This window comes from Streptomyces sp. NPDC053069, assembly GCF_044546895.1.
Classification (GTDB): Bacteria; Actinomycetota; Actinomycetes; order Streptomycetales; family Streptomycetaceae; genus Streptomyces.
This window is the reverse complement of sequence record NZ_JBITZN010000007.1, coordinates 153625-174028: the sequence shown is the minus strand read 5'-3', so window position 1 is coordinate 174028 and position 20404 is coordinate 153625. Positions and strand designations below refer to the sequence as shown.

Below are 20404 nucleotides of genomic sequence, written 5' to 3'. Positions count from 1 at the left end.
GTCCTGAACGGCGTGGTCGGCCGGACAATTGAAAATGCCACGACGGCCGAAAAACATCCGCGGTGGGCGCACCGGATGTTTTGACAGGCCATGCTGTGAAACATTCGGGCGAGATCGCACAACGCGCACCGGTTGCGTAACCCCCTTGAAAGGGAAACGAGTTGCCCCTGCACGTTCTCACAGCGTCCAGTGACCATTCCGTGATCGCCGAATGGGCCGGTGGAAAGGCCGAGAACCTCCACACCCTGACCACGTCCGGTTTTCACGTACCACGCTGGTCCGTCCTCGGCCTGGACGTCTTTGCGGAATTCTGCCGCGGCAGCGGTCTGGACGAGCACCTGGCCCGGCTGCTCGCCGACGGCCGGCACGCGCAGGCCCGGCAGGTCGCCGAGGACGTCGCCGGCCTGATCGAGGCCGCCCCGCTCGGCGCGCGCGTCACCGAAGCCATCGCCCTGGCATACCGGCAGGCCGGCGGCGGTGCGGTGGCCGTCCGCTCGTCCGGCGCGGAGGAGGACGGCGCACGGCACTCCTTCGCCGGCCAGTTCGACAGCTTCCTCAATGTCCGGGGCCTGGACGACGTCACCGCCCATGTCCGCCGCTGCTGGGCCTCCGGCTTCTCCGAACGCTCCCTGCGTTACCGCGCCCAGCGCCGGCTGCCGCCCGGTACCGGTGGTGTCGCCGTGATCGTCCAGCGCATGGTGCCGGCCGAGCGCAGCGGCGTGCTGTTCACTGCCGACCCGACCACCGGCCGTACCGACCGCCAGCTGGTCAGTGCCGTCCACGGGCTGGGGGAAGGGCTGGTCTCCGGCGCGGTCGACGCCGACACCGTCGTCCTGGACGCCGCCACCGGCCGGCCCCTCACCACGGTGATCGGCGACAAGCAGGAGCGCTACGACGCCGGACCCGGACCGGGCTGCCGGGTGTCACCCGTCGCCGCCGAGGACCGCGCCAGGTGCGCCCTGACCCCCGCCGACCTGGCCCTGCTGCACGAGACCGGGCGCCGCATCACCGCGCACTTCGGCGCCCCGCAGGACATCGAGTGGGCCATCGCCGAGGGCACCCTGTGGATCCTGCAGAGCCGCCCGGTCACCACCCCGGCTCGCGCGCCCGAACCCGAGGGAGAGCTGCGGATCTGGGACAACTCCAACATCATCGAGAGCTTCGGCGGCGTCGTCTCCCCCCTCACCTTCAGCTTCGCCGCCGACACCTACGCCAAGGTGTACGACGGCTACGCCCGCGCCCTGGGCGTACGCGGCGAGCAACTGCGCGAGGTGGGGGAGTGGACCCCGCACCTGCTCGGATACCTCCACGGACGGGTCTACTACAACCTGTTCCACTGGTACCGCATGGTGCGCCTGGCTCCGCTGTACCCGCTCAACCGGCGCGTGTTGGAGAAATCCCTCGGGGTCGCCGAGAGCATTTCCGACGAGACCGCCGACGCCTTGCATCCGTTCACCCCTCGCTCCGGGCTGCGCGCCCGGTTGTCACAACTGGTCCGCACGAGCGTCTTCACCTGGCGATTTCTCACCGTCCGGAAATCCGTGGAGAGGTTCCACCGGGATTTCTACCGGGCGTACGCAATCTTCAACGATGTCGATTACGACTCCCTGCCCGGCGACGAGACCTACCGCCGTTTCCGTCGGCTGCAGCGCGAACTCATCGAGAAATGGGGCCCGATGCAGGTCCTGGACGCCACCATCCTGCTCTCCGTGGGACTGCTGGCCCTGCTCACCCGCAGCTGGCTGCCGGACGCCCCCGAGTGGTTCACCTGGGCCGCGGCCGCCCCCGCCGGCACCGTGGAGTCGGCCGAACCGGTGCGGGCACTGCGCGAGCTGGCCGCCCGGGCACGCGCCGACTCCGAGATCCTGCACCTGCTGGAGCACACATCCGACTCCGCGGCCCACCGGGCGCTGCACGAGGCCGGCCACACCCGGTTCCTGGCGGCCGTCGACGCCTACATCGCCGACTACGGCTATCGCAGCCCCGACGAACTCAAGCTGGAGGTCCCCGACCTGCACGAGAACCCGGCTGGACTGTTCACGCTGCTGCGCGACGCATTACGGGACCCCGCGAACGAGGGCGCCCGGGACCGGGGCTGTGAGGCCGACGCCTACCTCGACGAACACCTGCACGGCCCGCGCCGGCTGCTGTACGAGCGGGTGCGGGGCAAGGCCCGGGCGGCGCTCGCCGACCGGGAACGGCTCAGGTTCTGCCGTACCCGGGCCTTCGGCGCGGCCAAGCGCATGCTGCGCGCCCTGGGACGCGACCTGGCGCGCACCGGTGCCATCGATGCCTGGGACGACGTGTTCATGCTGCGTCTGGAGGAGATCAAAGGTGCCTACGAGGGCATGATCGTCCACACCGAACTGCGCGAGCTGGCCGCGCTGCGCCGCAGGCAGCTGGCCGCCGACACCGCCCTGCACGCACCGTCCCGCTTCATCACCCACGGCGCCCCGTACTGGTCGGGCAACCTGGAGCGGGCCGGCTGGGCCGGCGGTCCCGCCGCCCGCAGCGGCGCCCGCGAGTTGCGTGGCACCCCCTGCGGCCCCGGCGTCGCCGAAGCGGCCGCCGTGGTCACCGACCACCCGCACGACATCGGGGGCGGCGTCCTGGTCACCTACCGCACCGACCCCGGCTGGGTCGCCGCGCTGCCCTCGGCCGCCGCCCTCGTCATCGAACGCGGCAGCCCGCTCACCCATGTCGCCGTCGTCGCACGGGAGTTGGGCATCCCGACCGTGGTCCAGGTCAAGGACGCCACCACCGAGATCCGCACCGGCACGCGGCTGCGCGTCGACGGCGCCGCCGGGACCGTCACCGTACTCACCGACCCGCCCGACGACGGCGCAACCCCCGACCGGCACGGCGCGTCCGCCGCCCTGAACGGCCCCCGAACGGAGGCACACCCGTGATCCTCACCGAGGACCAACTGCAGGACCTGCTCGACCAATCCCTCGCCGAACCTCCAGGCGGCGTCGAGTGGGCCGTGACCCTCGAGGGCTCCATCGCGGAAGGGTTCGGCAACCCCTCCTCCGACATCGACTTCCTGCTCGTCGCCCGCTGCGCGGAGGAGCCGCCGACCATGCCGTCACTGCTTTTCGTGGACGGCCGGCGGGTGGAGGTCCGCACCCGGTCGGTACGGCAGCTCGCCGACCAGTTCCGCGCGGTGGAGCAGGCAGCCGAACGGCCCGGCCGGCTCTCCGAGGACCTCCTCAACCGCTGCCAGCGACTGCTGCACAGCCACCCGCTGCGCGGACACGCCCTGGTCGAGGAGGTCAAGGCGCTGCTGCCCGTCGAACGGTTCCGGCGGATCACCGCCGACTGGTGGGCGCACCGGGCCCGCCAGTCCCTCAGGCAGGCGACGGCGCTGCTCTGCCTCGGCGAGAGCGACGAGGCCGTCGACTGGACCCGCGCCGGACTCCTCCAGACCGTCAAGTCCTGGGCGGCCGGCCTGGGCGAGACCTACCTCGAACCCAAGTGGCTGTCGCTGCAACTGGACCGCACCGGCCGCGCGGACGTACGCGACCGCTACTGGGAGCTGGAGGCCGTCTCCCTCGCATCCGGTGACGCGGATGCCGCCCGCGACCACCTCAGCGCCTGCCTCGCGTTCGCCACGGATCTCGGGCTCACCGGTGTCCCCCGGCGCCCCGAGCAGCTCACCGTCGCACGCGTGGCCGGGGTGACCACCTGGCAGGCCGGCGAACGGGTCCACGTCATCCGCGGCCGGCGCGACGTGTTCGCCCTGGGCGACGACGCCGGCGCCGTCTGGCGCTCCCTCGTCCTGGGCCGGCCGCTGCCCCACGTGCTGGCGGCGGCCGCCGGCACCGGCGTCGCCGACCCCGGCTCGCTGCTGGCCGCCTTCCTGCGCTACGGGCTGATCCGGCTCGCCTGGAAGGGCGGCGGCACCGTCACCCCCTCGCTGCCGCTCGCCGCCCCGACCGGTCCGGTCACTCCGCCGCCGTCCACCGCACAGCCGATGCTGTCGGTGCACGGCGCCGCCGTCGGCGGGCCCCGCGCCGTCGATCTGATGCCGCTGCCCGCCGATCGGTTCGCCGCCGCGGCCATGGCGCTGGTGTGGTCCAACGTGGTGGCCGAGAACGCCGTCGAGGACTTGACCGGGGCCCTGCGACGCGGCCAGTGGCGGGTCGCCGCACTCACCGCGCGCCGCGCCGTACACGCCGCGCTGCGCGGCCTGTTCAGCGCCCATGGCGTCCATCCGCTGCCCGCCGACCCCGACCTCGTACGCCGCCTGGAGCTGCTGCCCCCGGCCGCTCGGCCGATCGGGGCACGCGCCGGCGAACTGCTGCGGCGCAGCGTCGACTCGGCGGAACACGGCGACAGCCTGCTCGCGGAGCTGCGCGGGTTCATCGCCCAGGTCCGCGCCGCCGCGGGCGCCGACTCCTTCCCGCTCTCCTTCGACTCCGCGGACACCTGGCGGGCCACCCTGCAACTCGGCTACGACTGGCTGCGCATCGGCGCCCACCTCGACGCGGAACTGCCCATCGAAGAGGCCCGCGACCTGCTGACCGGCCACGGCACCCAGCCCCAACCGGCCCTGCCCCGGCACCAGGCTCCGTGAGCCCCCTGCCCGACCTTCCGTCCGGAGGTAGCCACCGATGTCCGACCCGATGACGGTGCTGGTGACCGGCGCCGGCGGTTTCGTGGGCGCGGAGGTGACCGCCCGGCTCACCGCCGAGGGCCACACCGTGCTGGCGCTGCTGCACCACACCCCCGACATCGTCCGCAACAATGGCAGAAAACTCACCCCCGGGCCGGGCACCCTGACCCGGATCACCGGCGACATCACCCGCCCCGGCCTCGGGATGACCGACGACGACCGGCGGCTCGCCGCCATCGCCGACCGGATCGTGCACTGCGCAGCCGTCACCGACTTCGGGCTGCCGGACGAACGCTACGACCGCATCAACGTCGTCGGCACCCGGCACGTCCTCGACCTCGCCCTGGCCGTGCGCATCCCGCTGGTGCACCTCAGCACCGCCTATGTGTGCGGGGAACGCGACGGCATGGCCCGCGAGGACGAACTCGATGTCGGCCAGCACCCCGGCAACGGCTACGAGAAGAGCAAACTCACCGCCGAGACCATGGTCCGCACAGCCGCGACGGACGGCCTGCCGGTGTCCGTGGTGCGCCCGAGCATCGTCACCGGCGCCACCCGCAGCGGTCGCGTCCGTGACTTCAAGACCATCTACCCCGTGCTCCGGATCCTCACCCAGGGACTGGTAAGGACCGTGCCCGGTCACTACGACGCCGTCCTCGACCTGGTCCCGGTCGACCGCGTCGCCGCCCTGGTCACCGAGGCCGCCACCCGCACGAAGGACGCAGAAGGCCACACCCTGCACGCGGTCGGCCACGAGCTGACCCTGCGGGACTTCTCCGACGTCCTCGCCGAATACCCCTGCTTCCAGGTGCCGCGCTTCGTCCCGCCGTCCGCGTTCTCCGCCACATCCCTGCCGAGCCGCGAACGCGCCTACTACGACCGTGTCATCTCCCTGTACGACACCTACTTCCGGCGGCGCGTCCGCTTCGACGACTCCCAGGCCGCGGCCTTCAGCAGCCGTCCGGCCCTCACGGGTGCACGGCCGTACCTGCGCCGCCTCCTCGACCACTGCCTCGCGACCGGCTATCTGGGCCCGGCCCCATGCCGGACGCCGGCCGCCGCAGTCCGACCCGACGGGAGCACCCACCGATGACCCCCGACCCTCTCGCCCGGCCCGCGCACGGCATACCCGTGTCCGCGCTGCTGACCTGCCACCCGGCCAAACAACGGCTGTACGGCGCGGACACCTACTTCCAGGAGAGCCACGATCAGCTCGCCGCGCTCACCGACGACGTCACCGGGTTCGCCCACCGGCACGCCGCGCTGCTGCTGAAGCCGGACGCCGTGGTGGCCCGCAGGCTGGAGGCGGCCGTGGACTGGGTGACCGGACGGGGCTTCAGGATCGTCGCAGCGGCCGTCACCCGGTTGACCCGCACCATGATCCGCGCTCTGTGGTACTTCCAGTGGAACCTCGCCACCCCCCACCGCAGAAGGCTCGCCGCCCTGTTCCTGGAGGACGCAGACGCCCTGGTGCTGATCCTCCGCCCCGGCCACGACCTGGACATCCCCGCGTCGGTCGAACTCACCCGGCTCAAGGGGCCCACGGACCCCGACGCCCGCCGGCCGGGCCAGCTGCGGCACCTCCTCGGCCGCCACAGCTACCTGCTGAACCTGGTGCACACCCCCGACGAGCCCGCCGACGTGCTGCGGGAGCTGGCCGTCCACTTCGACGACACCGCACGCGACCACCTCTTCCGCTCCGCCCTCGCCGGCGAGGACCGCACCGAGGACGCCCTGCGGCTGACCGGCCGGCTGTACGCGGCCACCAAGCCCCGTGACCTCGACTTCGACCCCGCCGTCGAACGGCTGCGCGATGCCGTGTCCCGGCACCCGGGCACCGATCCGGCGGTGGCACCACGCCTGCTGCTGGAGACCGCGTGGGAGCACGGGATCGACCTCGACCCGTGGGACACCGTCATCGTCGGCTCCAAGGTGCTGCCCATGCGGCACCCCGGCCGCGTTCCCGTGCTCGACGGGGCCGACGCCGCAACCTGGCGCCGCCACCTGGACAGCCTGAAGTGAGGAGCGGTCCATGCAGTTCACCCGGACACTCGCCAAGGAAGTGGTGCACCGGGCAGCGGTCGCCGAGGTCTTCCTGACCGACGCCGAGCGCCCCAGCGACGACGAGCTGCTGCTGGCCGCGCAACTTCCCCGCCGCCACGCCTACTACCACGACACCCTTGAGCCCCGCACCCACCACGATCCGCTGCTGCTGCTCGAAGCGTGCAGGCAGGGCATCTTCGTGGTGGCCCACCGCTACCTCGACGTCCCCCTGGGGCACAAGTTCCTGCTGCGCGCGGTCGAGTTCGAGGTGCCGGACCCGACGGCGCTCACCTGCGGTGACCTTCCCACCGAGGCCGTCATCGCGGTCCGCATCGAGCACCGGTTCCGCATCCGGGCCGCGGTGACGGGACTGCGGCTGCGCTTCACCTGCACCATCGGCACTCAGGAGGCCCTGCTGGCCCGCATCGACTACTCCTGGATGCCGCCCGAGGACTGGACGCGTCTGCGGGCCGGTCAGCGGGGCGCACTCGGCCTGCCCGACGTGCCCGTCGCCCTGCCCGGCCCACGCGTCGATCCCGCACTCGTCGGGCGGCGTGACCCGGCCAACACGGTCATCTCCCCACCGCACGCCGCAGACGACGGCACCCGCACAGCCCACCTGGTCGTCGACACCACGCATCCGAGTCTGTACGACCACTGGGTCGACCACGTGCCCGGCATGCTGGAGCTGGAGGCCTTCCGCCAGCTCGCCGTCACCGCGGCCGTCGCCGCCGGCGCCGTCCGCACGCCCGCGGCGCTGCCGGTCGGCCTGACCGCGCGGTTCCGCTGCTTCGCCGAGATGGACCTGCCGCTCCGGTGCCGGACCGCTCCCGTGCTGCCCGGCGCCGGCATCGAGTGCACCCTGCGTCAGCCCGGCGCCGTCGCCGCCGAGGCCCGGATCCGGCTGGCCGAACCGGACCGGTCCGGCAGGGCGGGAGTCCTCGCGGGCCGGGCAGCCCACGGAGCCGTATGACGTCGTTTCCGCCGGCCCCGGCCAGACTGGGCCGTTTTGTGCTGCACAGGTTCCGGCCGCACCTCTACGTCACCTACGGGCTGCTGTGGGTCCTCGCCCTGGAGAGTACGGCGGTGGCCGCCACCGGTAGGGCCTGGCGGCCCTCCGGCGCCACCTGGGTGCGGGTCACGAGCGTCGTACTGGCGCTGCTGTTCCTGCGGATGCTGGACGAGCAGAAGGACCTCGCCCACGACCGCGTGCACCACCCGGACCGGCCGCTCGTCACCGGCGCGATCACCGCGGCCGAACTGCGCGGCGCGATGGCCGTGATCACCGTCGGGGCGGCGGCCCTGAACGCCGCCCTCTCGGCCACGGACGCCCTGCTGCTCCTCGCGGCCCTCGGGTACGGGCTGCTCCTCGCCGCCCTGGAACGGCTGTCGTCCGCGGTACGCGACCGTCAGCTGCTCGGCCTGGCGGTCACCTACCCGGTACAGGTGGTGCTCGGCGCCTATGTGTACGGCTCGCTCGTCGCCGCCGGGACCGTCACCGGCGACTGGCGCGGCGCGGTGCTGCTCGCCCTGAGCGCCTGCGTGTTCCTGCACTTCGAGTTCGCCCGCAAGACGGCCTGGGAGGCGCCGCCCGGAGCCCGTCTGTACGCGGCGGACATCGGACCGCGCCGCAGCGCGCTGGTGACCGCGGGGTTCGCAGCCGGTGCGGTCGGCTGCCAGGTGCCGCTGTGCGCGCCGGACGGCCCGCTCGGGCTGCTGCCCTGCCTCGCGGTAGCCCTGCCCGCCTGGGGCACCCGGCGCTTCCTGTCCGCGCGGCGCGGCGCCTGGCCGATGCCCACCGCGATCGGCTTCGTCGTGGCCACGTACCTCGCGCTGATCACCCGGGCGGTGCTGTGGCCGTGACCGACGAACCTGCGCTGTCCTGCGAGGAGTTGCTGACCACCACGCGATGCGTGCGGCGCGGCCTCGACCTGGACCGGCCGGTGGATCCGGCACTCGTCAAGGACTGCCTGGGCATCGCCCTGCAGGCGCCCAACGGAAACAACCGGCAGAACTGGCGGTGGATCCTGCTCACCGACCCGCGGCTGCGCGCGAAGGTTGCCGAGGTGTACCGGGCCGCCTTCTACGACCGCAACGCCGCCGCACTGGAGCAGCCGGCACAACTGCCCCGGGCCACGCGCTCCGTGCTCACCGCCGCACGGTCGCTCGCCGACCGGCTGCACCGGGTCCCCGTCCTGGTCATCCCGTGTCTCGAACTGGCCGACGGACGGCTGCCCCCCGGCAACCAGGCCGGCCTGTGGGCCTCGTTGCTGCCTGCCGCCTGGAGCTATGCGCTGGCCGCCCGCAGCCGTGGTCTGGTCACCGCCTGGACGACGGTCCATCTGGACCGCGAGCAGGAGATCGCCGGCCTGCTGGGCCTGCCGCCCACCGTCCGTCAGGGCGCGCTGCTGCCGACGGCGTACCCGCTGCGCACCACCTTCCGGCCGGGGCCGCGACTGCCGCTGGAGCAGGTCCTGCACCACGACGGCTGGCAGGGCACCTGACCGGCATCCAGCCGATCACAGGTGCTTACGGGGATGTCTGTGCCGTGTCGTCGTCCTGCGGGGGCGTCACCCGGGGCGCCGTGGTCGCCCGCGGAATCAGCTGGGTGGGCAGGATGATGTGCCGGGCGTGGTCGGCCGCCGTGTCGTCGATGAGCTGCAGGGCGAGTTCCCCCGCGAGCCGGCCCATGTCGGAGGGCGACTGCGCGACGGTGGAGAGGTCGAACCACGGGGCGACCTGGTGGTCGTCGAAGCCGATGACGGACATCCGGTCGGGCACGTGGATGCCGGCCTGGCGCAGCGTGTGGATGACGGCCACGGCCAGCTCGTCCTGTTCGGCGAAGAGAGCGGTGGGCGGCTCGCGCAGGCTCAGCAGCTGCCCGATGCCGGTGACGAGGGCCCGCGTGTCGTCGGCCGCCATGGTGACCACGAGTTCGTCGTCGACGGGGATGCCCGCCTCGGTCAGCGCCTGCTGGTAGCCGAGCAGGCGTTCGCGCGAGCTGAAGCTGAAGCCGGTGGCCCCCGTGGTCGGCGCGAACGCGATCCGGCGGTGGCCGAGGTTCAGCAGGTGCCGGGTGGCCTTCAGGGCACCGGCGACATCGTCGACGTACACACTGGGCCGGCCCTCGGCGTGCTGGCTGACGTAGATGACCGGCATCCCGAGGTCGTCCAGGCGTGCGGTCTCCTCATCGGTGAGGTCGAAGCCGAAGACCAGCAGCGCGTCGGCGTTCCGGCGGGCCGGGAGACGCTCGAAGAACGCGGTGCGCTCGGCCATGTCGGGGATGACATAGACGTTCAGTTCCCGGCCGGCCGCGCGCAGCAGGGGACCCAGGCTGGACAGCGCCGATCCCATGAACCACGAGTTGAGTGTCGGTACGAGCACCGCCACCACCCCGGTCTTTCCCGTGACCAGGCTCGCCGCCTGGCGTGAGACCGCGAAGTTCAGCTCCCTGGCGGCCTGTTCGACCCGGGCACGGACCTCCGGCGAAACGGTCGGAAGGCCGCGCAGGGTGCGCGAGACGGTGGAGGGGGAGACGCCGGCCCGTTCGGCGACGTCGGCCATCGTGGGGTGCCGTTGAGCGGGTGACATGAGCGGAAGTTAGCACAGGGACGGGTCTCGCTCCCAGCTGTCGTGACAGCGCTGTCACGACAGCAGTACGCCATCGTGATGTCATCCTTTGCCAGTAAATAGGGCATCTGTACTTCCAGATATGTTCGAGCTACCGGCAAGTTACGGATTGACTGCGCCCGAGTGCACTCCTAGCGTGCAAGCGTTGTCTCGACAGCGTCGATTCATTCCTTCGGTTCCCGCACGACCAGGAGAGAGACAGTGAAGACCAGAACCACCAGAGCCCTCCGGTGCTCGGCGACGCTCGCCGCCGCCGGGCTCCTTCTCACCGCCTGCGGCTCGAACGGGGGCAGTGACTCGGGCGAGCCGGCCGGGAGCACATCCTTCGAGGGCCGTGGCCCCATCACCTACGTGGCGGGAAAGGACACCTCCGGCGTCGTGCCGAAGGTCATCGACCGCTGGAACAAGCTGCACCCGAAAGAGAAGGTCACCTTCGTCCAGCTGCCCACGGACGCGGACTCGCAGCGGCAGCAGATGATCCAGAACGCGGAGACGAAGTCCGACGCCTACACCGTGCTCTCCCTCGACGTCGTGTGGACGTCGGAGTTCGCCGCCCACCAGTGGATCGACCGCCTGCCCGAGCAGAGGTTCTTGCTGCGGAACATGCTCAAGCCGGTGGTGGAGACGGCGAAATACCGCGGCGGCCTGTACGCGGTCCCCGCCAGCTCCGACGGCGGACTGCTGTACTACCGCACCGATCTGCTGAAGAAGGCCGGCATCACCAAGCCTCCGGCCACCTGGTCCGAGATGACCGCCGACTGCGCCAAGGTGAAGCGGCTGCCCGGGGCCGAGGGCATGTCGTGCTACGCCGGACAGCTCCAGAAGTACGAGGGCCTGACCGTCAACTTCGCCGAGGCCGTGAACTCCGCGGGCGGTGTCGTCACCGACGCGAGCGGCAAGCCGGACGTCGACACGCCCAGCGCACGCAAGGGCCTGGACTTCCTCGTCGGCGCCGTCAGGAACGGCACGATCCCGAAGGAGGCCATCACCTACCAGGAGGAGGACGGCCGCCAGGCATTCCAGTCCGGCAAGCTGATCTTCCTGCGCAACTGGCCCTACATGTACGCGCTCGCCGAAAAGAGCAAACTGGCGGGGAAGTTCGCGGTCGCGCCGCTGCCCGGTCTGAACGGACCCGGCTCCTCCAGCCTGGGCGGTCACAACCTCGCCCTGTCCTCCTTCGCCAAGAACAAGGCCACGGCGCTGGACTTCATGAAGTTCTTCAGCAGCCAGGACAGCACGAACACGTTCCTGAAGGACGCCTCCCTCGCCCCGCCGTACGCGACGTCGTACGACGATGCCTCGCTGGTCAAGCAGTATCCGTACCTGCCCGTCCTCAAGCAGTCCATCCTGCACGCCGTGCCCCGCCCGCGGGTCGTGCAGTACGGCGACGCGACCTCGGCGATCCAGCAGGAGGCGTACGCCGCGCTGACCGGCGCCAAGAGCAGCGCGCAGGCGCTCAAGGACCTGCAGAGCGCGCTGCAAAAGTCCACGGCGCAGTGAGGAGCGGGTGATGACCGACACGACGATCCCGCCCGGCACCCCGGTGCACGCACGCGGCGGCACCTCCCGGCAGCCGTCCACGCCGGTGCCCCCGCGCCGCCGCACGCGCGCCCGGGCGACGGCCGGTTCGGGCCGGATGGCGGCCCTGCTGGTCTCGCCGACGCTCCTGGTGCTGGCCGTCGTGGTGCTCTATCCGACACTCATGGCGCTGCACGAGTCGCTCTACGGACCCAAGGGCCTCGATCCCAGGACCGGATTCATCCGCACCGCAGAGCCGTTCGTCGGGCTGCACAACTACGCCGACATCTTCGGCGCCGACGGCCGGCGGTTCTGGAACGCCTTCTGGAACACCACGTTCTTCACGGTCGTCACGGTGGGGCTGGAGACGGTAATCGGCGTGGCGATGGCACTGATCATGCATCAGGCCTTCCGGGGCCGCGCCCTGGTACGAGCGGGCATCCTCGTGCCCTGGGCGGTGCCCACGGCCATCTCCGGCCTGCTGTGGCGGTGGATCTTCAACAGCAACGGCGTGGCCAACGCGATCCTCGGACGCCAGATCCTGTGGACCACCGAAGGCTTCCACGCCAAGGTCGCGGTCGTCGTCGCCGAGGTGTGGAAGACCGCCCCCTTCATCGGGCTGCTGGTCCTGGCCGGCCTCCAGGTGATCCCGAAGGAGGTCTACGAGGCCGCCCGCATCGACGGGGCCGGCGCCCTGCGCCGGTTCCGGCACGTCACCCTGCCCCTGGTGAAGCCCGCACTCCTGGTGGCGGTGCTGTTCCGCTGCCTGGACGCGCTGCGGATGTTCGACCTGCCCTACATCCTCGTCGGCGCGCAGAAGAACTCGGTGGAAACCCTGTCCATGCTCGCGCAGAACGAGGCTTCCAACGTCCGCTTCGGACCGGCCTCCGCCTACGCGGTGATCCTCTTCCTCTACGTCCTGCTCATCGCGCTCGCCTTCGTCCGGCTGCTCGGCGCGGACCTCGTCGGCGACCGGGACGGCACGAAGGGGAAACGCAGCATGCTGCGGCTGCGGGGCATCCTGGCGCCGCGCCGGACGGAGGTGGCGGCATGACCCGCACGGCGACCTGGCGCACCCGGCTGCTGTACGTGGGAGTCGCCGTGGTGGTGGCCTACTGCCTGGCCCCGTTCTACTGGATGCTGGTCTCCAGCCTGCGACGCACCTCCGACATCTTCGACACCTCGCTACTGCCCGCCCCGGTGTCGTTCGAGAACTACCGGGCCGTGTTCGACCCGTCCCAGGGGTTCACCCGAGCACTGCTCAACAGCCTGGTCGTCGCGGGCGTCACCACGGCACTGGCGCTGCTGCTGGCCACGTTCACCGCCTACGCGATGGCCCGGCTGGAGTTCCGGTTCAAGCGGCTGATCCTCACGCTGATCATCGCCACCTCGATGTTCCCGGTGGTGTCGATCGTGGTTCCGCTGCTGAAGCTGTTCACCGACATCGGCTGGATCAACACCTACCAGGCGATGATCGTGCCGAGCATGTCGTTCGCGCTGCCCCTGGCCGTGTGGAACCTCACCACGTTCTTCCGGCAGATGCCCGACGAGCTGGAGCACGCCGCGATGATCGACGGCTGCACCCGCGGCCAGGCATTCCGCAAGGTCATCATCCCGCTCGCCGCGCCGGGCATCTTCACCACCGCGATCATCACGTTCATCGCCGCCTGGAACGAGTTCCTCATCGCCCTGTCGATGACCAACAAGTCCGCCATGCAGACGGCACCGGTCGCCATCTCCAAGTTCGCCGGCGCGACCCAGTTCGAGACCCCGTTCGGCAGCCAGATGGCGGCGGGCGTCCTGGTCACCGTCCCGCTGGTGGCGATGGTGCTGCTCTTCCAGCGCCGTATCGTCGCCGGACTCACCGCCGGCGCAGCCAAGTAGACACCTCACCCTCCCGCACTCCCGAAGGGCCCACTCCAGACCATGCCCAGCACCGCGCCGTGGTGGCGCAGCGCCGTCATCTACCAGGTCTACATCCGCAGTTTCGCCGACGCCAACGGTGACGGTGTCGGTGACATCGCCGGGATCCGCTCCCGCCTGCCGTACCTCAAGTCCCTCGGTATCGACGCCATATGGATCAACCCGTGGTACAAGTCCCCGATGGCGGACCACGGTTACGACGTGGCCGACTACCGAGAGATCGACGCGCTCTTCGGCACGGTGGCCGAGGCCGAGCAGCTCATCGAGGAAGCCCACCGGCACGGAATCCGCGTCATCCCCGACATCGTGCCCAACCACACCTCCGACCAGCACGCGTGGTTCCAGGCCGCCCTGGCGTCGGGCCCGGGCAGCCCCGAACGCGAGCGCTACGTCTTCCGCCCCGGCCGCGGACCCGACGGCTCCGAACCGCCCAACGACTGGGTCTCCTGCTTCGGCGGCCCGGCCTGGACCCGGCTGCCCGACGGCGAGTGGTACCTGCACCTGTTCGCCCCTCAGCAGCCCGACCTCAACTGGGAACACCCCGACGTCCGGGCCGAGTTCGAGTCGATCCTGCGCTTCTGGTTCAGCCGGGGAGTGGACGGCTTCCGTATCGACGTCGCCCACGGACTCGTCAAGCACCCCGAACTGCCCGACCTCCCGCCCCGCCAGGAACCGGCGGTGCTGGGCCCCCTCGTCTCCCGGGAAGCGGCCGAACCGGGGCCCCGGCAGCACGTCGACCACCCCCACTGGGACCGCGACGAGGTCCACGACATCTACCGCGCCTGGCGCAAGGTGGCCGACGAGTTCCCCGGCGACCGGTCGTTCGTCGCCGAGGCCTGGGCCGACACCCCCGAACGGCTCGCCGCGTACGTCCGCCCGGACGGCCTGCACACCGCGTTCAACTTCGACTTCCTCATGTCCAGTTGGAGTGCGAAGGAGCTGCGCGCCGTCATCGACGACTCACTCGCCATGCTCGGCGCGGTCGGTGCGCCGGCCACCTGGGTGCTGTCCAACCACGACGTCATGCGCCACCCGAGCCGCTACGGCCGCCGGACGGTCAAGCGGTGGACCGCCAACGAGCCGTACCGCCCCGAGGGCCCCGTGGACCTGGCGCTGGGCACCCGGCGCGCCCGCGCGGCCGCCCTGCTCATGCTCGCCCTGCCCGGCGGCGCCTACATCTACCAGGGCGAGGAGCTGGGCCTGCCCGAGGTCGAGGACCTGCCCGAGCACGTGCTCCAGGACCCCGTCTGGGAGCGGTCCGGACACACCGACCGGGGCCGCGACGGCTGCCGCGTGCCCATCCCCTGGAGCGGACAGTCGGCACCGTACGGCTTCAGTCCCGAGGACGCCTCCGCCGCGCCCTGGCTGCCGCAGCCCGCCGCGTGGGCCGAGCTGAGCGTCGAGGCGCAGACCGGCGACGCCGCGGCGATGCTGGAGCTCTACCGCGGCGCCCTGCGCCTGCGCCGCGAACACCCCGCGCTCGGCGACGGCACCCTCACCTGGCTGGACGCTCCCGAGGGTGTCCTGGCCTTCGCCCGCGACCCCGGTTTCACCTGCGTGGTCAACCTCTCGCCCGACCCCTGCCCCCTGCCCGCCCACACCTCGGTCCTGGTCGCCAGCACCCCCATCGAGAACGGCCGCCTCGCACCCGACCAAGCGGTCTGGCTCGCTGTATAGAACGGCTCGCCCGCCCGGCGCACCTCCGCCCCGGAGGTGCGCCACGAGCTCATGAGGCCGTTCCCGGCCGGATCGGCGCGGGCGAAGAGGCCCCCGCGATCAGCAGCCGGGGGCTTCCCGTGCCGTCCGCGGGGACGCTCCACACGTCGCTGCTGCCGACCTTGCCGTCGGCCGGGAGCGCATAGGCGACGGTGTGGTTGTCGAGCCAGACGGCCTGATCGTCGACGCTGTGGCGTTCGGCGAGTGCCGTCTCGTGCAGGGTGTTCAGGTCGAGGACGTACTCGTGCCAGAGGGCGGCACCCGACAGGACCCGCTTCTTGAAGACGACGCGGGTCCCGTCGGGGGAGAGCGAGGGACACTCCACGTTCCGGGCCAGGGTGGTGACCATACGCCGGGAGAGTGAACCGCGTACGAGGTAGGTGTTGTCGGCGGTGTTGAGCGTGGCGTAGAAGGTGTCGTCGTCGGAGGCGAAGGTGACGCCCCAGAAGTTGATGTCCGAAGCGTGGTAGGGCTTGCCGTCCTTGACGATGGAGAACGTCTCCAGGCTGGGAGTCAGCCGCATGGTGCGGGTGTCGAGGATCGAGGTCCGAGTGGAGAAGAAGGCGGACGCATAGGACTCGCCGGAGACGAAGACGGTCCAGGCGGCGAAGTGGCCGCTGGGGGAGACCCGGGCCCGGCTGGGGGTGCCCGCGAGCGGGAAGGTGCGCAGGGTGCGCAGACGGTCGTCCAGGAGCAGGGCGCGGTTGCTCTGCCTGAGGACGCCGGGGGTGGACTGCAGGCAGACGCCCGTGCCGGCCGCCGCGTAGAAGCGCGCGCACTTCAGGTCCGAGGCGGTCCGCCCGCCCCCGGGGTCGGTGGCCGGCACCGCGGCGACCGCGGTGCGATGCGGGCCGCCGATCCCGTTGAGGAAGGTCAGGCGGTCCTTCTGGTCGAGCGTCACCGTGCCTGCGCTGACAGCGGGACCGCCCGTCTGCGGCTGGTTCGCCCGGTCCGCGCGGGCGGCGGCGTGCAGCACGACGCCGGTGGCCAGGCCTGCCAGGAGCAGGACCGCCGCGACGAGTACGAGCAGGCGGCGGCGCAGCGATGTCATCGGGATCCTTGTGGTTCTCGGTGCCGGCGGCGTCATCGGGCCCCGCCCGTCGGCCGCAGCACCATGCCCGCGGCGGCGGCGCAGCACAGCAGACCGACCGCCGATCCGGCCAGCGCCGGTCCGTCTCCCCACACCGTCCAGGCGGCGCCGAAGGCCAGCGAGCAGCAGAACCGGGCCAGCGCCTGGCTGGTACCGACGATGGCCAGGCCGCTGGCGCGCAGCTGCTCGGGCACGATGCCGGCGAGCGCGGCCGGGAGCACACCGTCGGTCGCCGCGTAGAACGTGCCGTGCAGGGCGAGGACGAGAAAGGGGAGGGCCGGCGTGGCGGGGGCCCACAGCAGGAGGGCGTAGGCGATGAGCAGACCCATGTGCCCGGCGAGGAACACGGTGCGCCGTCCGGCCCGGTCGGCCAGTCCGCCGACGGGCACCGCCAGCAGCAGGAACACGGCGGCGGTGCCCAGCGGCAGCAGCGTGAACCACTGCTCGCCGACCCCCGCACGCCGCTGCAGCAGCAGATAGACGAAGGCGTCGCTGACGGTGGTCAGGCCGAGCAGCGCGGCACAGCCGGCGAGCGCCCGCAGACGCGGCAGGCGCAGCAGCGCCAGCGCCTCGCGTACACGGACGGGCTGCCTGCCGTCCGCCGCACCTGGCGCGCTGTGACGTCTGCCGGGTACGAACAGCACCAGGACGAGCACGCCGAGCGCGGCGACACACGCGCTCACGCCGAACACGGCGTCGTAGCCGTCGGCCGCCGCGCGCAGGATGAGGAAGGCCGCCAGCGGGCCGAGCATCGCGCCGGTGGTGTCCATCGCCCGGTGGACGCCGAACGCCCGGCCCTGGTGACCGGCCGGCGTCGACAAGGAGATCATCGCGTCGCGCGGGGCGGTGCGCAGGCCCTTGCCGGTCCGCTCCAGGGCGAGGACCGTACCGAGTGTGCCGAGGCCGCTCGCGAGCAGGAGCAGCGGCTTGCACAGCGCGGACAGTCCATAGCCGAGTCCGGCCAGCAGCTTGTGGCCGCGCACCCGGTCGGCGAGGTGGCCGCCGGTGAGCTGCACCAGCGCGCTCACGCCGTTGTAGACGCCGTCGAGGGTGCCGAATCCCAGCGGGCTGAAGCCGAGCGTGCTGACGAGGTAGAGCGGCAGGACGGCGGTGACCATCTCCGAGGAGATGTCGGTGATCAGACTGACCGCACCCAGCACGAGCACGACCGGGGCGACCTTGGGCACCGGGCCGCGTCTTCGGCCCTGCTCGGTGTCCGCCCCCGGCGGTGTGGAGCGGTCGGTGAGATACATGGTCAGGGACTCCAGGTGCGGTGCGGATCAGGCATGCCTGCTGCTCTCGTCCCGAAGCCAGGTGCCGAAGTCCTTTTCCCCGATGGCCTTTTGGGCCTTCCGGCGGGCGACGACCGCTGCCGCGACGAAGACCAGGACACCGGGGAACAGCTTCGGCTCCCTGCGCAGCACGGCCAGCAGATCCGCCTTGCTCGTGCGCGCCGAAGCTCCGTCCGGGCTCTGCTGCCGTTCGACCTGGGCGGTGGACACCGCGGCGCGGATCCGTCGCTTGATCAAGTCCCGCCAGGTGCGCGGCGGGTGGACCACGACACGGGCCGCGCCGACCACGCGTCGCTCCTCGGGGGCGAAGGCCAGGGACGCGGCCAGGTCGTCCGCCATCAGCGGCGGCAGCGCGGCGATCCGGGCGTGCCCGGCCTTGGAGACCGCGATCACGCCTCGGCCGAACAGCCCCTTGCGCACGGCCGGCAGCCGCTGCCACACCTGGTAGTAGGCACGCACCCGCCAGGCACAGCCGGCCAGCGGGATCTGACGTTCGGGGGCGGTGGCGAGAACGCCCGCGGTGGCGTCGCACAGCGGCTCGGTCAGCGCCCGTACGGCGGCGCTCGTGATCACGACATCGGCGTCCACATACAGGCGCGGGAAGCCGCGCGCGTGATCGTCACCCGTGCGCAGGGCGACGTGCTTGGACGGGACGGGAATCTCGACCACCCGGACGCGCGGGCCGCGTGCGGCCGCGATCCGCGCGGTGTCGTCGGTACAGCCGTTGCACACGACCACGATGTCGGTCTCGGCCCCGGAGCTGTCGGCCAGCAGGGAATCGAGGAGCCGGCCGATGACTCGTGCCTCGTTGTGAGCCGGGATCACGATGCTCGTCACGGGGGCAGTATGCAGCCAATATCGCTCATGCGATGCGTGTTTCGTCCAACTGTTCCCGCGACTGCGGCTCGTGGTCTAGATTGAGGACCGCCGGGCCGATTTGGGTGGGGAACTCGACCGCATGTCACGGCGTGGCCCGGTGAACGGATTCTGCACAGGCAATACCAGCATGCCGGGGGCATGGGGCGGTTGGGGAACCGCTGAAGCTCCCTTGCTTTCCAGTGCCGCTGTGTCGAGGGCACTTCGGTCAGGGACAGCCGCGCATGTGGGGGGTGGCATGACCATTGAGGTCACGCATGAGCATGTGGTTGTGGAACACAGAATTCCACAAGGTCGCCGAAGACGTTGGGAGCAGAAGTACCGGAGAGCCCTGCTGGTCGCGGACGGTCTGGCGGCCGTTGTCGCGGCCTTATTGATCCACGCGGCTTACGGCCGCTGGGCGGTGGCTGTGGCGCTGCCCCCGGCGTGGATCGTCGTCATGCTCGTCCATCGCTCCTACGACCGCAGCGCCCTGGGCCTGGGCAGCGAGGAGTACCGCCGGGTGCTTCGAGGCGCCGTCGCACTGCCGGCGCTGGCCGCGGTCGCCTACTGGCTGTTCACACACGATTCCGGGCTCCTTCATGACATGGCCATGGCTGCCGTGCCGGTCGCCGCGATCGCCCTGTCGATCCGGTACACCCTGCGCCGCCGGCTGCACAGACGATGGTCACGCGGCCGGGACCGCAGCGCCACGCTCCTGGTCGGGCCGTCGCACGGCATCGTGGAGCTGGCCACGGTGCTGCGGCGGGGCGGAGCACAGGAACTGCAGGTCGCCGGCGTCTGCCTGAGCGACCCGCAGAACGCCGCACGGACACGCAAGTTGGGGATGCCCTTCCTCGGCGGTCTCGGCGACCTGCACGACGTGGTCCGGGCCCTGGGCATCAGCACCGTCGTGGCACTGCCGGTGCCCGGCGCCGACGCCTCCGTGCTGCGCCGGATGTCCTGGACGGCAGCCGTACAGGGCGTCGACTTCCTGCTGGCCCCCGTACTGACCGATGTGTCCGCCTCCCGGCTGGCGGTACGGCCCACCAACGGGGTGCCGCTGATGCGCTTACAGGGGCCGAACCTGTCCCGGATCTCCCGGCTGCCCAAGGAACTGCTGGACCGGACGCTCGCAGCGGCTCTCCTGACGGTCCTCGCCCTGCCCATGCTGCTGATCGCCCTGATCGTCCGGCTGGACAGCTCCGGCCCCGCCCTGTTCAGACAGCAGCGGGTGGGCCGGTACGGCGACCACTTCACCATGCTGAAGTTCCGCACGATGCGACCGGACTCGGAGGCCCTGCGGGCGGAACTGGCACACCTCAACCAGAACAGCGACGGCCTGCTGTTCAAGGTGCGGGAGGACCCGCGGGTCACCCGGGTCGGTTCGTTCCTGCGCCGCAGCTCGCTCGACGAACTGCCGCAGCTGATCAATGTGGTCAGAGGCCACATGTCACTCGTCGGCCCGCGCCCGCCGCTGCCCGAGGAGGTGGAGGAGTACACGCCGGACATCAAGCGCCGGCTGCTCGTGAAACCCGGCCTCACCGGACTGTGGCAGGTCAGCGGCCGCTCCGACCTGCCCTGGGACGAGGCGGTCCGGCTCGATCTCGGATACGTGGACAACTGGTCGATGGGCCTGGACCTTTCGATCCTGGTGCGCACCGGGTCCGCAGTGGTGCGAGGAACGGGGGCGTACTGATGGACCAAGGGAAGAGGAACCAC

General features: G+C 71.4%; 16 protein-coding genes. 12 read left to right on the top strand and 4 right to left on the bottom strand.

Features of this window, described 5'->3' with window-relative positions; translation table 11 throughout:
• Positions 1-161 precede the first annotated feature (161 nt).
• Genes ACIGXP_RS18135 through ACIGXP_RS18105 form a run of 7 tightly spaced genes read left to right on the top strand, consistent with a single transcriptional unit; the run spans position 162 to position 9162 of the window.
• On the top strand, positions 162-2909 hold the full coding sequence (locus tag ACIGXP_RS18135) for a phosphoenolpyruvate synthase (protein ID WP_399769364.1): 2748 nt from the start codon (positions 162-164) through the stop codon (positions 2907-2909).
• Positions 2906-4576: a hypothetical protein gene (locus ACIGXP_RS18130; RefSeq protein ID WP_399769362.1), complete on the top strand. Its 1671-nt coding sequence runs from the start codon at positions 2906-2908 to the stop codon at positions 4574-4576. Before ACIGXP_RS18135 ends, ACIGXP_RS18130 begins: the two co-directional genes overlap by 4 nt.
• 37 nt (positions 4577-4613) lie before the next feature.
• The gene (locus tag ACIGXP_RS18125; protein WP_399769360.1) at positions 4614-5708 is read left to right on the top strand and encodes an SDR family oxidoreductase; all 1095 of its coding nucleotides are present in this window, start codon (positions 4614-4616) and stop codon (positions 5706-5708) included.
• The gene (locus ACIGXP_RS18120; protein WP_399769358.1) at positions 5705-6637 is read left to right on the top strand and encodes a nucleoside-diphosphate kinase; all 933 of its coding nucleotides are present in this window, start codon (positions 5705-5707) and stop codon (positions 6635-6637) included. The genes ACIGXP_RS18125 and ACIGXP_RS18120 overlap by 4 nt, the downstream gene beginning before the upstream one ends.
• Before the next feature lie 10 nt (positions 6638-6647).
• The gene (locus tag ACIGXP_RS18115) at positions 6648-7631 is read left to right on the top strand and encodes a ScbA/BarX family gamma-butyrolactone biosynthesis protein (protein ID WP_399769356.1); all 984 of its coding nucleotides are present in this window, start codon (positions 6648-6650) and stop codon (positions 7629-7631) included.
• The gene (locus tag ACIGXP_RS18110; RefSeq protein WP_399769354.1) at positions 7628-8521 is read left to right on the top strand and encodes a hypothetical protein; all 894 of its coding nucleotides are present in this window, start codon (positions 7628-7630) and stop codon (positions 8519-8521) included. Before ACIGXP_RS18115 ends, ACIGXP_RS18110 begins: the two co-directional genes overlap by 4 nt.
• Positions 8518-9162, top strand: a complete 645-nt coding sequence (locus ACIGXP_RS18105) for a nitroreductase family protein (protein ID WP_399769352.1) — start codon at positions 8518-8520, stop codon at positions 9160-9162. Before ACIGXP_RS18110 ends, ACIGXP_RS18105 begins: the two co-directional genes overlap by 4 nt.
• A gap of 25 nt (positions 9163-9187) precedes the next feature.
• Here ACIGXP_RS18105 and ACIGXP_RS18100 read toward each other — a convergent pair whose 3' ends face one another.
• Entirely contained in the window at positions 9188-10249 is a 1062-nt protein-coding gene (locus ACIGXP_RS18100) for a LacI family DNA-binding transcriptional regulator (protein WP_399769350.1), read from the bottom strand.
• A 240-nt stretch (positions 10250-10489) separates the two neighbouring features.
• On the opposite strand from ACIGXP_RS18100, the gene ACIGXP_RS18095 reads away from it, so the two are divergent.
• The 4 genes from ACIGXP_RS18095 to ACIGXP_RS18080 are packed head-to-tail and all read left to right on the top strand — an operon-like array spanning position 10490 to position 15406.
• On the top strand, positions 10490-11788 hold the full coding sequence (locus ACIGXP_RS18095) for an ABC transporter substrate-binding protein (protein ID WP_399769348.1): 1299 nt from the start codon (positions 10490-10492) through the stop codon (positions 11786-11788).
• A gap of 10 nt (positions 11789-11798) precedes the next feature.
• The gene (locus tag ACIGXP_RS18090; RefSeq protein WP_399769346.1) at positions 11799-12860 is read left to right on the top strand and encodes a carbohydrate ABC transporter permease; all 1062 of its coding nucleotides are present in this window, start codon (positions 11799-11801) and stop codon (positions 12858-12860) included.
• On the top strand, positions 12857-13690 hold the full coding sequence (locus ACIGXP_RS18085; protein ID WP_399769344.1) for a carbohydrate ABC transporter permease: 834 nt from the start codon (positions 12857-12859) through the stop codon (positions 13688-13690). Before ACIGXP_RS18090 ends, ACIGXP_RS18085 begins: the two co-directional genes overlap by 4 nt.
• A 42-nt stretch (positions 13691-13732) precedes the next feature.
• Entirely contained in the window at positions 13733-15406 is a 1674-nt protein-coding gene (locus ACIGXP_RS18080; RefSeq protein ID WP_399769342.1) for a glycoside hydrolase family 13 protein, read from the top strand.
• Between the two features lie 49 nt (positions 15407-15455).
• Here the strand turns inward: ACIGXP_RS18080 and ACIGXP_RS18075 are convergent, their stop codons facing one another.
• Genes ACIGXP_RS18075 through ACIGXP_RS18065 form a run of 3 tightly spaced genes read right to left on the bottom strand, consistent with a single transcriptional unit; the run spans position 15456 to position 18664 of the window.
• Positions 15456-16496, bottom strand: coding sequence for a TolB family protein (locus ACIGXP_RS18075; protein ID WP_399769340.1), 1041 nt, complete (start codon positions 16494-16496; stop codon positions 15456-15458).
• A gap of 32 nt (positions 16497-16528) precedes the next feature.
• Entirely contained in the window at positions 16529-17788 is a 1260-nt protein-coding gene (locus ACIGXP_RS18070; RefSeq protein ID WP_399769338.1) for an MFS transporter, read from the bottom strand.
• A 27-nt stretch (positions 17789-17815) separates the two neighbouring features.
• Positions 17816-18664, bottom strand: coding sequence for a glycosyltransferase (locus ACIGXP_RS18065; protein WP_399769336.1), 849 nt, complete (start codon positions 18662-18664; stop codon positions 17816-17818).
• A 310-nt stretch (positions 18665-18974) separates the two neighbouring features.
• Here ACIGXP_RS18065 and ACIGXP_RS18060 point away from each other — a divergent pair, with 310 nt between their 5' ends.
• Positions 18975-20381 (top strand): sugar transferase, encoded by a 1407-nt coding sequence (locus ACIGXP_RS18060; RefSeq protein WP_399769334.1) that lies wholly within the window; start codon positions 18975-18977, stop codon positions 20379-20381.
• Positions 20382-20404 lie beyond the last annotated feature (23 nt).

Excerpts from the sequence above, each read along its gene's own strand:
- ACIGXP_RS18125 (WP_399769360.1), top strand. The coding sequence starts at position 4,614 with ATGTCCGACCCGATGACGGTGCTGGTGACCGGCGCCGGCGGTTTCGTG.
- ACIGXP_RS18120 (WP_399769358.1), top strand. The coding sequence starts at position 5,705 with ATGACCCCCGACCCTCTCGCCCGGCCCGCGCACGGCATACCCGTGTCC.
- ACIGXP_RS18115 (WP_399769356.1), top strand. The coding sequence starts at position 6,648 with ATGCAGTTCACCCGGACACTCGCCAAGGAAGTGGTGCACCGGGCAGCG.
- ACIGXP_RS18110 (WP_399769354.1), top strand. The coding sequence starts at position 7,628 with ATGACGTCGTTTCCGCCGGCCCCGGCCAGACTGGGCCGTTTTGTGCTG.
- ACIGXP_RS18100 (WP_399769350.1), bottom strand. The coding sequence starts at position 10,249 with ATGTCACCCGCTCAACGGCACCCCACGATGGCCGACGTCGCCGAACGG.
- ACIGXP_RS18090 (WP_399769346.1), top strand. The coding sequence starts at position 11,799 with ATGACCGACACGACGATCCCGCCCGGCACCCCGGTGCACGCACGCGGC.
- ACIGXP_RS18085 (WP_399769344.1), top strand. The coding sequence starts at position 12,857 with ATGACCCGCACGGCGACCTGGCGCACCCGGCTGCTGTACGTGGGAGTC.
- ACIGXP_RS18080 (WP_399769342.1), top strand. The coding sequence starts at position 13,733 with ATGCCCAGCACCGCGCCGTGGTGGCGCAGCGCCGTCATCTACCAGGTC.
- ACIGXP_RS18075 (WP_399769340.1), bottom strand. The coding sequence starts at position 16,496 with ATGACATCGCTGCGCCGCCGCCTGCTCGTACTCGTCGCGGCGGTCCTG.
- ACIGXP_RS18070 (WP_399769338.1), bottom strand. The coding sequence starts at position 17,788 with ATGTATCTCACCGACCGCTCCACACCGCCGGGGGCGGACACCGAGCAG.